This window comes from Bacillus sp. ISL-75, from assembly GCF_018613095.1.
Genome location: NZ_JAGGQX010000030.1, coordinates 111,592 through 125,665, shown reverse-complemented (window position 1 = coordinate 125,665; position 14,074 = coordinate 111,592). Strand labels below are relative to the sequence as shown.

13 protein-coding genes and 1 pseudogene are annotated in these 14,074 nt (G+C 36.4%); 1 reads left to right on the top strand and 13 read right to left on the bottom strand.

Annotation, left to right across the window (positions count from 1 at the left end; genetic code table 11):
* Nucleotides 1-184: 184 nt before the first annotated feature.
* The 9 genes and pseudogenes from J7E63_RS14345 to J7E63_RS14305 all read right to left on the bottom strand — a co-directional run bounded on the left by J7E63_RS14345 (nt 185) and on the right by J7E63_RS14305 (nt 8,821).
* The gene (locus J7E63_RS14345) at nt 185-553 is read right to left on the bottom strand and encodes a nuclear transport factor 2 family protein (protein WP_215013363.1); all 369 of its coding nucleotides are present in this window, start codon (nt 551-553) and stop codon (nt 185-187) included.
* Nucleotides 554-761: 208 nt separating this feature from the next.
* A pseudogene (locus J7E63_RS14340) lies at nt 762-2,084 on the bottom strand (cation:proton antiporter); the annotation flags it as partial.
* Nucleotides 2,085-2,441: 357 nt separating this feature from the next.
* Nucleotides 2,442-3,491 (bottom strand): NAD(P)-dependent alcohol dehydrogenase, encoded by a 1,050-nt coding sequence (locus J7E63_RS14335; RefSeq protein ID WP_215013359.1) that lies wholly within the window; start codon nt 3,489-3,491, stop codon nt 2,442-2,444.
* A 175-nt stretch (nt 3,492-3,666) separates the two neighbouring features.
* Complete coding sequence (locus J7E63_RS14330; protein WP_215013357.1) at nt 3,667-4,851, bottom strand: MFS transporter; 1,185 nt, start codon at nt 4,849-4,851, stop codon at nt 3,667-3,669.
* A gap of 239 nt (nt 4,852-5,090) precedes the next feature.
* Entirely contained in the window at nt 5,091-5,678 is a 588-nt protein-coding gene (locus tag J7E63_RS14325) for an SDR family oxidoreductase (protein WP_215013355.1), read from the bottom strand.
* 192 nt (nt 5,679-5,870) lie between these two features.
* A complete protein-coding gene (locus J7E63_RS14320) occupies nt 5,871-6,854 on the bottom strand; it encodes an aldo/keto reductase (protein WP_215013353.1) in 984 nt (327 codons plus the stop codon).
* A 100-nt stretch (nt 6,855-6,954) separates the two neighbouring features.
* Nucleotides 6,955-7,395 carry a nuclear transport factor 2 family protein gene (locus J7E63_RS14315; RefSeq protein WP_088087117.1) on the bottom strand — a complete coding sequence of 147 codons (441 nt, stop codon included), beginning with the start codon at nt 7,393-7,395 and terminating at the stop codon, nt 6,955-6,957.
* A gap of 275 nt (nt 7,396-7,670) precedes the next feature.
* Nucleotides 7,671-8,111, bottom strand: coding sequence for a nuclear transport factor 2 family protein (locus J7E63_RS14310; RefSeq protein ID WP_088087117.1), 441 nt, complete (start codon nt 8,109-8,111; stop codon nt 7,671-7,673).
* Between the two features lie 269 nt (nt 8,112-8,380).
* On the bottom strand, nt 8,381-8,821 hold the full coding sequence (locus tag J7E63_RS14305; protein WP_215013351.1) for a nuclear transport factor 2 family protein: 441 nt from the start codon (nt 8,819-8,821) through the stop codon (nt 8,381-8,383).
* 249 nt (nt 8,822-9,070) lie between these two features.
* Between J7E63_RS14305 and J7E63_RS14300 the strand changes: the two genes are divergently transcribed.
* Nucleotides 9,071-9,616 carry a TetR/AcrR family transcriptional regulator gene (locus J7E63_RS14300; protein WP_214999127.1) on the top strand — a complete coding sequence of 182 codons (546 nt, stop codon included), beginning with the start codon at nt 9,071-9,073 and terminating at the stop codon, nt 9,614-9,616.
* A gap of 222 nt (nt 9,617-9,838) precedes the next feature.
* Here the strand turns inward: J7E63_RS14300 and J7E63_RS14295 are convergent, their stop codons facing one another.
* The 4 genes from J7E63_RS14295 to J7E63_RS14280 form a co-directional block, all read right to left on the bottom strand.
* A complete protein-coding gene (locus J7E63_RS14295) occupies nt 9,839-11,011 on the bottom strand; it encodes an MFS transporter (RefSeq protein WP_214999125.1) in 1,173 nt (390 codons plus the stop codon).
* Nucleotides 11,012-11,321: 310 nt separating this feature from the next.
* The gene (locus J7E63_RS14290; protein WP_214999123.1) at nt 11,322-12,326 is read right to left on the bottom strand and encodes an aldo/keto reductase; all 1,005 of its coding nucleotides are present in this window, start codon (nt 12,324-12,326) and stop codon (nt 11,322-11,324) included.
* 289 nt (nt 12,327-12,615) lie between these two features.
* Complete coding sequence (locus J7E63_RS14285) at nt 12,616-13,596, bottom strand: aldo/keto reductase (RefSeq protein WP_215013349.1); 981 nt, start codon at nt 13,594-13,596, stop codon at nt 12,616-12,618.
* Nucleotides 13,597-13,815: 219 nt separating this feature from the next.
* A complete protein-coding gene (locus tag J7E63_RS14280; RefSeq protein ID WP_215013347.1) occupies nt 13,816-14,046 on the bottom strand; it encodes a hypothetical protein in 231 nt (76 codons plus the stop codon).
* Nucleotides 14,047-14,074: the final 28 nt, after the last annotated feature.

The following is a 14,074-nucleotide window of genomic DNA, read 5'->3' as shown; positions in this document are numbered from 1 at the left end:
AGAAAAAAAAATAATAACTAATTGTGGAATAACAAGTTAATGTTACCCCCATTATCACACTGATATGCAGAAATCATAAACCCTATTAAATCCTTGTCACCATTGCGACTGAACAAGGTTTTAATAGGGTTCCCATTTTTTGAAATGTTAAATTATGCCGTTGTTATCTTATTATCTCTGTTTTTTATCTACTTGTTGCAATAGTCCTTACAGGATACCAATTGTCTCCACGTTTCTCAAAATGCATTTTCATTTGCATACTCCAAGTGTTTCTAAAACCATAAATTTTAGCATCAAGTTTAGTATCACAAATAAGAGTAGCAGTATTACCTTCTATTGTAATTGTTGTTTTTTGCGGCATGGTTTTGTAGTATTTCATTTGTTCATTATCTATTAGTTCAAGCCATTCTCGCTTAGGTTGATGATAACCAGTCATGTGAACTAATACATAATTGTCATCAAGGATGTTTTCCAAGCCTTGAGTATCTTTATTAACCATTGCAGCATCAATCTGTTGATAAATTGCTAGGATTTTTTGTTTATCTTCACTCATTTTTTTTTGCAACCTCCTAAATAACGTTTTTTTATCTATTGAGAACTTGCTTATTATTCGTGCTGTTTTCGTCTTCCATTCTTTCACTCATGAACGGTTCGGATACAATAACTTTCAATAGCTGGACTTAGTGTAGACAATATAAATAAATTCAGCATCGTTTAGCTAAAATATACCTTTCGATACTCGACAACTTAAAATACTATACAATTCTTTTTCTGCTTTTTACTGCTCTATGTGCTACAACATTAGGCTTAGATTGAGTAGAGTTTAGTTTTCTTTTTAAAGGCAAACAAATATTGTTGGATTTAGTGAACGCTGCATTCTGTTCTTTACTTCCATCATCCCTTTGTGAGAACATCTTTTTAAACAAGATGGGTGTTACTACACAGGAGATGACGGCAACCAGAATAAGGGTCCCACTCATCTGCTGGGTGATTACGCCTATTCTTTGTCCAACCGTAGCGGCAGCAATTACAACCGAAAGAGTTGAAGTCAGAAGAAACCCTGAAGAAATAACTGTCTTTATGTCATACCATTTTCTTAGAAAAATCGCTGGGATTAATTTGGACAATAACAGTGCAATAAGAAGAAGTGGTATAAGCATCAGCATTTTTTTCTCACTCAACAATGACCATAAATCTAATTTCACACCAATCATCACAAAAAAGATCGGGATGAAAAATCCATACCCAAATGAGTCTAATTTAAGAACCATTTCCTTGTTAGGCGACAGCAATGATACAATTACCCCTGCCAGAAACGCCCCTAGGATGTTTTCAGCTCCAACAATTTGAGAAATAGCGACAAACGCAATTAATAAGGTAAATACTGCCCTTGTCCCAATCTGTGTCGTTCCTGCTGCCAATACAGAAAAGATTTTTCGCTTCTTTAACCAGTTGGCGATAAAATATAGCCCAGCACCTACAGCAAACAAAATAAGAAGCGTCCAGGTATGTCCACCATCTTTACCAAATAGAGACTCAAACACAGCAAGAGAGATCATTGTAACCAGATCAGCAATAACTGCAATAAGCAAGATAATCTGGCCAATGTTCGTTTTCATTAAATTCGCTTCTTTTAATGTAGGGACAACAACCCCAAGAGAAATCGATGAAATAATTAAAGTCATTAGGAAAACATTATGAATAAAGCCCGCTAGAACAAATAGAAAGGATAATCCAAAGGAAACAATAAAAATCCCAGCAAAAATGATGCTTGAAATTAGAAAGGTATTCGGTTTAACTTTCTCCTTTCTTAATTTCTTGCCTTGTTTCATGGAAAAGCCACGAAAGTCAATTTCAAGTCCACTTAAAAACATAAGAAATAAAAATCCTAGAGTAGAAAGAATTCCGAGCCATGTGTCTTCATGCACAAGATTAAATCCACTCTTTCCTATAATTAAACCCATAATAATTTCTGCAACCACTACGGGAACAAATTGTAATTTAAAACGGTGCAGCAAAATAGGTGTTAAAAATGCGACAATACTTACAATTAAAAGTGAGATAATAGAACCTTGTTGTTCCATCCAATCCCTCCTCATCAATTTTAATAAAAAATAAAAACACACGAAGAAAATAATACTCGCATGTATATTATTATAATCATATGCAATATATCTACAATTACTAAATAATGATGATTCGTGTAATAGTGCACGAATGGATTGAAATTGTGTATTTTGGAGGGCTATACCAGAATTAAGAGTTCAAAGTTACCCAATTCAAAATAACCTTTGTTTGAATATAACTTAATTTATAGATAGACGTGTCTTGGGGTAGATTTGAGGAAATTGAAAAACGTACGACAATAATAGGGTCAACCAATAGAATTAATTGGTTGACCCATCTTCATCTGTTAATGGTAAAAAAACAATCGTTAAAAGTTACAGAGTAGACATGTCTATAACGAATCGATAACGTACATCACTACGGAGAACACGCTCATATGCTTCGTTTACTTGGTCAGCACGAATTACCTCTATTTTAGGGGCAATGCCGTTTTGAGCTGCAAATTCAATCATCTCTTGTGTTTCCCGAATCCCACCAACATTTGAACCAGCCATGCTACGGCGACCCATGATTAAAGAAAACACATGGTATTTTTCAGGCTCTGCTGGTGCACCTACGTTAACGAGTGTTCCATCTACTTTAAGCAATGATAAATAAGCATCAACGTCAAGATTTGCTGAAACTGTATTTAAGATAAGGTCAAACCGACCAGATAACTCAGTGAATGTAGCTGGGTCATTAGTTGCAAAATAATGATCTGCACCAAAACCAAGGGCTTCCTCTTTCTTATTCATCGTCTGACTTAAGGCAGTTACTTCAGCACCCATTGCATGAGCAAATTGGACCGCAAGGTGTCCAAGACCTCCCATTCCCACAATGGCAACCTTCTTACCTGGTCCAACGTTCCAATGTTTTAAAGGAGAGTATGTGGTGATGCCTGCACACAATAACGGGCCTGCAACATCAAGTTCCATCGCATCTGGAATACGGATAACGAACTTTTCCTTTACAACGATTTTTTGGCTATATCCACCGTATGTTAGTTGACCATCGTAGTCTAACGAATTAAATACCATGACAACGCCTTTTTTACAAAATTGCTCCTCGCCACTTAGGCAGTATTCGCATTCTCCGCAGGAGTTAACAAAGCAACCAACGCCAACGTGATCACCAACAGCAAAATTTTTTACTTCTGATCCTACTGCTGCCACGACCCCTGCAATTTCGTGACCAGGAACCATCGGAAAGATCCCAGTTCCCCACTCGTTATAAGCAAAGTGAATATCAGAGTGGCAAATACCGCAATACTTAATATCAATTAAGATGTCATCTGGTCGTAATTCTCTCCGCTCAATAGTAGTCTTTTCAAATCGTGCTTTTGCACTTGGAACACTTAAAACATTAGTTGTATGATTATTGCACATAAATGAAGACACAATCCTTTCTTATTAACATAATTTACAAAATCTTATTACGATTCTTATTCGGGCTTGTTCACACCCAAGCTGCTACGAACTTCTAATCCTAGCGTTACAGCCAATTTAACAATCAAATCTGCAATACTTTTTCGTGATACGTCAAGCACTTTTTAATGTATTTTTATAACTTCACTTCAACACTTTTACGGGAGGTGTTGCTAAATCCTAAAGAACCAACTGAAATAATGAGTGCGATTAAGGCTGATACAGCCCCTACCCAAGTGATTGGTTGCATTGTACTTCCTGTTGCAACCCCTCCAATACCAGCTCCCGCCGCAATTCCAATCTGAATAATAGTCATGTTTAGACTTAGCAAGATACCAGATGCTTCCTGTCCAATTGTGACTATTTTGAAATTCTGGGTAGTCGAAAATGTCCATACAGCGATTGACCAAATCATAATTAACACGATGGAGATAATTACAGAATGAGCAAACGCCATCAAAACGATAGACAAAACTGTTAGGACTAAAAATTGGACAGAAAGGCTGCCAAAGAGTGTACGATCGATGCCAATTCGATCTGCCAGGAATCCCCCAAGTTTTGATCCAACTAAGCTAGCAACACCTAACGCAAAGAAAATAATGCTGATTTCTCCTTCTCCCATATGCAAAACTGAAGAAAGAAATGGGGTCATAAATGTATTGAATACCGAATAACTAATAAATCCAAATAAGGTAACTCCGATAGTTAACGCAATGACTGGTCTTTTTAAAAGTCCCATTTGCATTCTAAATGGGATAGGCTTTGCTGCTTCTGTGGTTGGAATCCAACGTGCAATAGCAAAGATCGCCAATAAACTTAATAAAGCAATTCCCCAAAAAATAACTCTCCAATCGTATGCTTGAGCCACAATTCGACCAATTGGAATACCAATGATAAGCGAAGTACTAAAACCCGCAAAGACAGTAGCTATCGCACTACCTTGACGGTTGGGAGATGCTAGTTTTGGTGCAACATCCATGGCGGTGATGACAAATATGCCAGTTCCTACGGCAAGTACAACACGTGATACTATTAAGAAGATGAAACTAGGAAGTGCAGCTGTCATAATACTTCCTAGTACAAGGATCGCTAAAGAAATCATTAATAACTTACGCTTATCCATTTTCGACAATGCCATTATCACCAATGTTGGTCCAAACGCATAAGCAATGGAGAAAACTGTTATAAGTTGTCCTGCTGCTGAAACCGATATATGTGCTGAGTCAGCCACTTTATTAAGGATCCCCGCAATAACGAACTCGTTCGTACCGACGAAGAATCCAATGAAGGCTAACATATAAATTTTCCAAGTATTACCCATATTTTTTTCTGTTCTCCTTTTCCTTTATTGAATCTATCTATCTTTTAAAAAAACTTAAAACAATATTTTGCTCAGCTATTTCCAGAAAAAATGACTGGATAGTATTTTACTATTCCCAGTCATTTTCAGGTGCTGTTGGTACAGCAACCAAACATTAATCCTTAATCTTTAAACAACTTAGCTTTGTGATGTTCGTTTATAATTAATCGTAAAGTGAGAAATAAGTGTCTTGACTATGCTTATTCAGGTTTATTTACACCCAAGCTGCTACGAACTTCCAATCCTGGCGTTACAGCCAATTTAACAATCAAATCTGCAATACTTTTTCGTGATACATCATGCCCTTTGAATGGTTCGCCTTTTTGAGTTGTCTCATAGTCAATTTCATCCCTATTGGTAAACCATCCAGGTCTCAAAATCGTATAGTCAAGGTCTGAGGCTTCAATGACCGCAGCTGATTTTCGATATGGATTTAAGATGCTACCATGACTTTCTCCTGGGACTTCATTATATATGCCCATTGAACTAACCCAAATGAGACGTTTAACACCTGTATCGTCCATTGCATCCACAATTGTTTTTGCCATTTGTTCCAGATTACCTGCAAGATTGGCATAGACAACATCCTGTCCAATCATCGCCTCTTTTAGTTTTTCAAGGTCCATAACATCGCCTTCAATTACTCGGACACGATTTGTATCAATGTTTCTTAGTCTGCGTGAGTTCCGTAAATAAAGCGTCAACTTTGCATCGGCTTCATTAAGGAACATATCAATAGCTACACGAGCAAGTGACCCGTTTGCTCCAATGATTAAAACATTCGTCATATTTAAACTTCCTTTCATACATTCTAAAGTTGATTTTTACATTCGCATTATTATTAAGAACTCCCTAGTATTAGGACTAGGGCGTTCTTAGAGATTCCTTCTGTTCAACCAAGTCTCGTTATCCAATATTTTTAGTATAAACAGCCTTCTAATCCTCTGATTAAAGAATATTGATCTATGGTGGTAATACAATTAGAAAGTCATACCTAGCACTGGATGTGGAACATATGGCTCTTCAAGCATCATAATTTCTTCAGGTGTTAATTTAAGAGAAACAGCTGCTACCGCATCTTCAATATGGGAAATTTCAGTCGTACCGACAATTGGAGCTGTTACTGGTTCCTTCTGAAGTAACCATGCAAGTGCGATTTGTGACATAGGTACACCACGTTTTTCAGCTATTTCAGTTAGACGTTCAACAACTTGTCGGTCAGCCTCTGCTGTTACAGAATAAATAGCTTTTCCGATGACATCTACTTTAGCACGCTCGTCCATTTCACCCCAAGGCCTTGCCAATCTTCCTGCAGCCAACGGGCTCCATGGCATCACACCGATTTTATCTTCCTTACAGAGTGGCAGCATCTCTCTCTCCTCTTCACGGTATAAGAGGTTGTAATGGTTTTGCATGGTTACAAACTTGGTCCATCCGTTACGCTCAGAGACATTCTGTGCTTTTAAGAACTGCCAAGCAAATATAGTAGATGCTCCTATATACCTCGCCTTACCAGCTTTCACCACATCATGCAATGCCTCCATGGTCTCTTCAATCGGGGTATTGTAATCCCAGCGGTGGATTTGATAAAGATCTACATAATCAGTTCCCAGTCTTTTAAGAGTTTTATCAATTTCACTCATAATATGCTTGCGGGAAAGACCAGCACCATTTGGACGATCATTCACTGGGTAAAAAACCTTTGAAGTGATGACAATTTCATCCCGATTGGCATATTCATTTAATATTTTTCCAGTAATTTCTTCGCTCGTTCCAGCTGAATAAACATTCGCTGTATCAAAAAAATTGATCCCTAACTCAAGGGCTTTTTTAATCATAGGACGACTTTGCTCCTCATTAAGTGCCCAAGGAAAAGCTCCCCGTTCTCCTATACCAAAGCTCATACAGCCAAGACAAATCCGAGATACATCCAAGCCCGTATTTCCAAGTTTCACATATTCCATTTAATTGTTCCTCCCTTTCCTCCACGTATTATTTAGTTTCGATTTATTAATAAGGTAAATAACTATGGTATGTGCTTTTTAATCTCCAAGTTATAAGCAATTAGCTTTGTAATGTTCGTTTGTCATTAATCGAAAAGTGAGAAATACGGGTCTTGATTAACCAAGTTCCGTTTTGACGCACATACTCATCGTCATATCGAATACTGCTATCGGTGATGACTTCTTTCCCATCTTCTTCGCTCACTAATTTAACTTGGCAGTAGGCAATACCTGTGGCAGTATCGCCATCAATTTTGACAACTTGTTGTCCGTTCATATGAAATGAACGTTTAACATTAGCTGTGAAACTTGTGAATACTTCTTCCAGTTGTTTTGTTCCTGAAATATCAAACAATAAATTATCACCCATATACACTTGAACTTTGGTATCAGGTGTAAATAAAGGCATTTGACCTGGGATGTTTTTTTCATCGGCCAAATTTGAGAATGTATCAACTAATTCTTTTAATTCTGATTTTGCTTGTAAAATTTCTAATGACATGGAATTTCCTCCTTATTTTTAATTTCTGTTCCTGTGATTTCTAGCGAGCTGTTTAGAACAGAAAATTGTTTTCTTATTCCTCTATCTTGATGCCATTAATAATTCACATTGATAAATTATGTGACATCTGTAAATAATTATAAACAGAAACAAAATGTCTACAATTGTCAATTAACCTTGATTCGTGAAATAATGCACAAATCGATTAAAATTGTTCATTATCTTTTAGAATGTTTGGTGACTACCGCATGTCTAAGGTGAATAGAAAAATCAAATTAGCTTTGTAATGTTCGTTTGTCATTAATCGAAAAGTGAGAAATACGGGTCTTGATTAACCAAGTTCCGTTTTGACGCACATACTCATCGTCATATCGAATACTACTATCGGTGATGACTTCTTTCCCATCTTCTTCGCTAACTAATTTAACTTGGCAGTAGGCAATACCTGTGGCAGTATCGCCATCAATTTTGACAACCTGTTGTCCGTTCATATGAAATGAACGTTTAACATTAGCTGTGAAACTTGTGAATACTTCTTCCAGTTGTTTTGTTCCTGAAATATCAAACAATAAATTATCACCCATGTACACTTGAACTTTGGTATCAGGTGTAAATAAAGGCATTTGACCTGGAATGTTTTTTTCATCGGCCAAATTTGAGAATGTATCAACTAATTCTTTTAATTCTGATTTTGCTTGTAAAATTTCTAATGACATGGAATTTCCTCCTTATTTTTAATTTCTGTTCCTGTGATTTCTAGCGAGCTAGTTTAGAACAGAAAATTGTTTTCTTATTCCTCTATCTTGATGTCATTAATAATTCACATTGATAAATTATGTGACATCTGTAAATAATTATAAACAGAATCAAAATGTCTACAATTGTCAATTAACCTTGATCCGTGAAATAATGCACAAATCATTTAAAATTGTTCATAATCTTTTAGAATGACTACCGCATGTCTAAGGTGGATAGAAAAATCAAATTAGCTTTGTAATGTTCGTTTGTCATTAATCGAAAAGTGAGAAATACGGGTCTTGATTAACCAAGTTCCGTTTTGACGCACATACTCATCGTCATATCGAATACTGCTATCGGTGATGACTTTTTTCCCATCTTCTTCGCTCACTAATTTAACTTGGCAGTAGGCAATACCTGTTGCAGTATCGCCATCAATTTTGACAACTTGTTGTCCGTTCATATGAAATGAACGTTTAACATTAGCTGTGAAACTTGTGAATACTTCTTCCAGTTGTTTCGTTCCTGAAATATCAAACAATAAATTATCACCCATGTACACTTGAACTTTGGTATCAGGTGTAAATAAAGGCATTTGACCTGGAATGTTTTTTTCATCGGCCAAATTTGAGAATGTATCAACTAATTCTTTTAATTCTGATTTTGCTTGTAAAATTTCTAATGACATGGAATTTCCTCCTTATTTTTAATTTCTGTTCCTGTGATTTCTAGCGAGCTAGTTTAGAACAGAAAATTGTTTTCTTATTCTTCTATCTTGATGTCATTAATAATTCACATTGATGAATTATGTGACATCTGTATATAATTATAAACAGAAACAGAATGCCTACAATTGTCAATTAACCTTGATTCGTGAAATAATGCACAAATCGATTAAAATTGTTCATAATCTTTTAGAAAGTTTGGTGACTACCTAATGTCTAAGGTGGATAGGAGAATACTCAAATCTCAAGAAGCGATAAAAAAAGCTGTTATTGAACTGATGTCTGAAAAAAATTTTGATCAGATTACCATACAAGAAATTTCCGACAGAGCAAATGTCAGTCGAAGAACCATCTACCTTCATTACCTGGATAAATTTGATTTGCTGGATAAACTAATTGAAGAACATATCAACGAACTAAAGGATTTGGCCGAATCCGCATCTGATATGGATTTTATCGATGGGAATCTAATCTGGTTTGAATACTTTGAAAATCATTATTTATTCTTTTCAACAATGTTAGCCAGTAAAGGAGCCCCTTCTTTCCGTAGGCAGTTCCTTGAGTTTGTTATCGAAGGTTTAAAGGGAGAAGTAAATGTAACAGAAGGAAAAAATCACGGTATAAATGAAGAGATAGTTCTTCGATTTATTGCAGGTGCTTATGTGGAATTAGTGGAATGGTGGTTTATTAATGGAATGCCTTATACGCCTCAAATAATGGCGGAACAGGTGGGCATTTTAATAGAGAGAATTGTATAGTTTAAAAAATCCAATAACATAAAAAACCCTAATCTCCTACTTTAGTTAGGAAATCAGGGTTTTGCTTTCAAAAGAAACATAGTTCAAACACTATTACTTAGCCATAAAAAATGCCATTAACAACTAAATGAACGTATTTTGTGCATTTCCAATAGACTTAAATTGTTAATTATCCACCCATTCTAAAATAATAAGCTGCCTATTGACAGCTTATTTAATTCCTTATTTAGAAAGTTGTTTTATAGGGCTATTCATGTAGGTTCTTAGTATAATAGATGATAAGCCTAATAACAAAAATAGCGATCCCACTAATAATACGTACTGTACACCCATTCCTGATATAATTAACCCACTTACTGCAGTACCAATTGTTATTCCTAAGTTACCGCAAGTTAGAAACAATCCATTTGCGAAATCAGGAGCTTCAGGAGCTGCAGACGCAATCCAATATTGACTAATATTATTTCCTATAGCAAATAATACTCCCCAAATCAAAACAAATATTATAGCTATGGGTCCAATGAAATTAGTCATTAAGAATGCTAAAATGTAAACTAATCCTAATACGATTGGGAAAGTTACTACAGTTTTAAGAGTGTTTTTAGCAAGTAACCTCCCCGCCACGATGTTTCCAACAAGACTGGTTATACCAAAAAGGAATAATACCAAACTCAAGGTTTTCCCAGATATATGAGCGAAATTTTCAAGATACTCAGCAACGTAACTATAAACCCCAGAAACTGCTGAATTAATAAAAATGACAGTAGCAATTGATAACCAAATAATAGGTTTTTTTAATACACTTACTTGTGCTCCGTAAGAGATTCTATGCTCTACGGGCATAGATGGTACAAAAAGCAAGGTAACTATGAATGCAATGGCATTAACGATAGCAAAGAATGACATCGCCATTTCTAATGAAGCTACATTCGCTATAAAAGTAACAATCGGTACACCAAGGATCATACCAGCAGAAACTGCCATCATTATTTTAGATATAGATTTTCTTGCTTCTTCTGGGGTACCTGATGTAGCGGCCACTGTCAAAGCTAAAGAGATATAAATTGGGTGAAAAAAAGCAGGAATGACACGGGAGATTAATAAAATCGTAAAGTTTGATGTAAGCATTGAGACAATATTTCCTAAAATGAAAATGCCAAGTACAAGTAACATGACTTTTTTGCGGTTTATACCAGAAAACATTAACGGCATCGTGGGACCAGATATTGCAACAACAAGTGCAAAAAGACTTACAAGCAATCCTGCTTTAGACACACTGATATGAAAGGTGTCAGCAATTACAGGTAATATACCAACAAACCCCATTTCGGTACTTAAGATACCAAAAACCCCTATGACCAATATAAGTATAAGCAAGTTATTTGATTTAGTCATAAAACATCTCCCTAATTTTTTTATACCTCTTACTTTATGGTTTAGCTAAACCTCAAAAATTGACAACGAGGTATTAATAGACATCTGTACATAATATAGAATAAAAAAAAGATAACTACAATTGCCAAATAATCAAGTTTCGTGCATTAATAGACAAATCAAAATAAATTGTTCATAAACTTAAAAGAAATTTTTAAACAAAACAGCCATTCCGATATAAAAATTAACCAATGGCAAAAAAACCCCGACCTCCAGCATTATTTAAGGAAGTCAGGGTTATCGCTATTAAAAAGCTATTGCTGAAACAATATTACTTAGAACCCAGAGCACCAACCACAGGATGTGGAACATAAGGCTCTTCTAAATACGCAACTTCTTCATTGGTTAACTTAACCGATAGAGCCCCCACGGAATCTTCAAGATGAGAAATTTTGGTTGCACCAATAATTGGAGCTGTTACTGGTTCTTTCTGCAATAACCAGGCAAGTGCGATTTGGGATCTTGGCACACCATGTTTTTCCGCCAATTCCGCAACTCGTTCCACGACTAAACGGTCATTATTTTCAGTTGCACCGTATTTAGATCTTTGGGTTGCGTCTGTTTCAGAACGAAGAGTGTCTTCCGACCAATCACGGGTTAATCTACCTGAAGCAAGAGGGCTGTAAGGAATTACGCCGATTTTTTCTTCCTTACATAATGGCAGCATCTCCCGTTCCTCCTCACGGTATATGAGGTTAAGGTGATTTTGCATCGATACAAATCTAGTCCAACCATTTTTCTCAGCCACATGGTTCGCCTTCAAAAACTGCCATGCATACATCGCAGAAGCACCGATGTATCTTACCTTGCCAGCCTTCACTAGGTCATGGAGAGCTTCCATCGTTTCTTCGATTGGTGTGTTGTAATCCCAGCGATGAATCTGATACAGATCCACATAATCAGTCCCAAGACGTTTCAGACTCTTATCAATTTCTCTCATAATATGTTTTCGGGATAATCCTATACTGTTCGGGCCTTTGCTGTTTAAGTCTTTGCCCAATGGAAAATAAACCTTAGTTGCTATGACAATTTCATCTCGATTTGCAAAATCTTTAAGGGCACGTCCGAGAAATTCTTCACTCGTTCCATCCGAGTAAGTGTTAGCAGTATCAAAAAAATTGATACCTAACTCAAGAGCTTTTTTAATAACTGTACGACTGTTCTCTTCATCAATTACCCACGGATGCATCCAACGTTCCTTTTCTCCAAAACCCATACAGCCAAGGCAAAGTCTAGATACATCCAATCCTGTATTTCCAAGTTTCGTATATTCCATGTGATAGTCCTCACTTTCCAAAAGATGTAACATATTTAATCTTTGATTTTAAGTATATAAATAAACATTATTTTTACATATCAAATCGATTGACATTAATGATCAAGTTTACATGTACCAATCCATTTCCCAAAATTTGAGGGTCGTTTTGTGAAAAAAAACAACCTCACTTTGGTTACTAAATTAGCAATTATACCCATATTCTGATGGCTCAATTCAAACTCAAAGACATTTAAGTTTTCCAAGGTGATCGCTTTTAAAAACCTATTTTTCAAACACTAAACCAAAATTAATTATGACCTACTATTGAGTGAGGTACATACGGCTCTTCTAGAAAAGCAACTTCTTCAGGCGTTAACTTGAGTGATAGAGCACCTACCGCATCATCAAGCTGAGAAATTTTCGTAGCACCGATAATAGGAGCTGTTACTGGTTCTTTCTGCAGCAACCATGCAAGTGCGACATGAAGGCGAGGAACACCATGTTTCTCTGCGATTGATGCAACTCGGTCTACGACTAATCGATCTAAATCCGCAGATGGTTCATATTTGGATTTTAGAATCTTGTCTGTTTCTGAACGATGAGTCTTTTCCGACCAATCACGTGTCAATCTTCCTGAAGCGAGTGGGCTATATGGAGTCACTCCAATTTTTTCTTCCTTACAAAGAGGCAACATCTCCCTTTCCTCTTCACGGTATATGAGATTGAGATGATTTTGCATAGATACAAATCGGGTCCACCCATTTTTGTCTGCTACATGTAAAGCCTTTTGGAACTGCCATGCGTACATAGCAGAAGTACCTATGTATCTTGCCTTTCCAGCTTTCACCACATCATGCAATGCTTCCATTGTTTCTTCAATAGGTGTATGGTAATCCCAGCGGTGGATGATATAGAGGTCTACATAGTCTGTTCCCAGTCTCTTAAGGCTCTTATCAATTTCACTCAGAATGGCCTTTCGGGAAAGCCCAGCACCATTGGGACCTTGGTGCATTCTTCCCCAAACTTTTGAAGCGAGCACAATTTCATCCCGATTGGCATAATCGTTTAATGCCCGTCCAACAATCTCTTCACTTGTTCCACCTGCATAAATATTGGCTGTATCAAAAAAATTAATGCCATGCTCAAGGGCTTTTTTAATAATAGGACGGCTGCTCTCCTCATTAAGTACCCATTGATGACCTCCTGGCTGTACCTCACCAAAGCTCATACAGCCAAGGCAGAGTCTTGAAACATCCATTCCCGTATTTCCGAGTTTTGTATATTCCATTTACACTCCTACTTTCCAAATATTTTTAATCTTCAACTATAAGTATAAAAATAAATGTGAGACTTACAATTGTTAAATGGTTCTAATTTGTTAATTAATGAACAGATGGAATAAAATTGTTTAATAACTTTAAAGAATTGATGGCGAGTAAGTAGAGTGGCGGACCACACTTATTTGGAACAATAAAACAGCCAGTGTATATAACCTGGCTGTTATCCTTCAATCTCCTAGTAATAAGTGATCCTCGATAAACTGATTAAGTTCTTTTGATTTTATACATCCTTTTCTCCGTTTTTTCTTTACAGCTATAAAGTGAACCTTCATATTATCCATCTTTATTAATTCTTTTAGCGATAAGTCTCCCACAAGTAGCTTAATTGCCGTTTCCTTTACCTCGTCATCTGTAGTTTCGTTAAATAGAAGAAATGCCCAATCGGTTACTTTGTCCATTTCTAAACATCGTCACCCTCCCAAGTTC

Bases quoted from the DNA above. Each gene is read 5' to 3' on its own strand.
- J7E63_RS14325 (WP_215013355.1), bottom strand. From the start codon at position 5,678: ATGACGAATGTTTTAATCATTGGAGCAAACGGGTCACTTGCTCGTGTA.
- J7E63_RS14280 (WP_215013347.1), bottom strand. From the start codon at position 14,046: ATGGACAAAGTAACCGATTGGGCATTTCTTCTATTTAACGAAACTACA.
- J7E63_RS14310 (WP_088087117.1), bottom strand. From the start codon at position 8,111: ATGTCATTAGAAATTTTACAAGCAAAATCAGAATTAAAAGAATTAGTT.
- J7E63_RS14290 (WP_214999123.1), bottom strand. From the start codon at position 12,326: ATGGAATATACGAAACTTGGAAATACAGGATTGGATGTATCTAGACTT.
- J7E63_RS14295 (WP_214999125.1), bottom strand. From the start codon at position 11,011: ATGACTAAATCAAATAACTTGCTTATACTTATATTGGTCATAGGGGTT.
- J7E63_RS14330 (WP_215013357.1), bottom strand. From the start codon at position 4,851: ATGGGTAATACTTGGAAAATTTATATGTTAGCCTTCATTGGATTCTTC.
- J7E63_RS14285 (WP_215013349.1), bottom strand. From the start codon at position 13,596: ATGGAATATACAAAACTCGGAAATACGGGAATGGATGTTTCAAGACTC.
- J7E63_RS14305 (WP_215013351.1), bottom strand. From the start codon at position 8,821: ATGTCATTAGAAATTTTACAAGCAAAATCAGAATTAAAAGAATTAGTT.
- J7E63_RS14315 (WP_088087117.1), bottom strand. From the start codon at position 7,395: ATGTCATTAGAAATTTTACAAGCAAAATCAGAATTAAAAGAATTAGTT.
- J7E63_RS14335 (WP_215013359.1), bottom strand. From the start codon at position 3,491: ATGTGCAATAATCATACAACTAATGTTTTAAGTGTTCCAAGTGCAAAA.
- J7E63_RS14300 (WP_214999127.1), top strand. From the start codon at position 9,071: ATGTCTAAGGTGGATAGGAGAATACTCAAATCTCAAGAAGCGATAAAA.
- J7E63_RS14320 (WP_215013353.1), bottom strand. From the start codon at position 6,854: ATGGAATATGTGAAACTTGGAAATACGGGCTTGGATGTATCTCGGATT.
- J7E63_RS14345 (WP_215013363.1), bottom strand. From the start codon at position 553: ATGAGTGAAGATAAACAAAAAATCCTAGCAATTTATCAACAGATTGAT.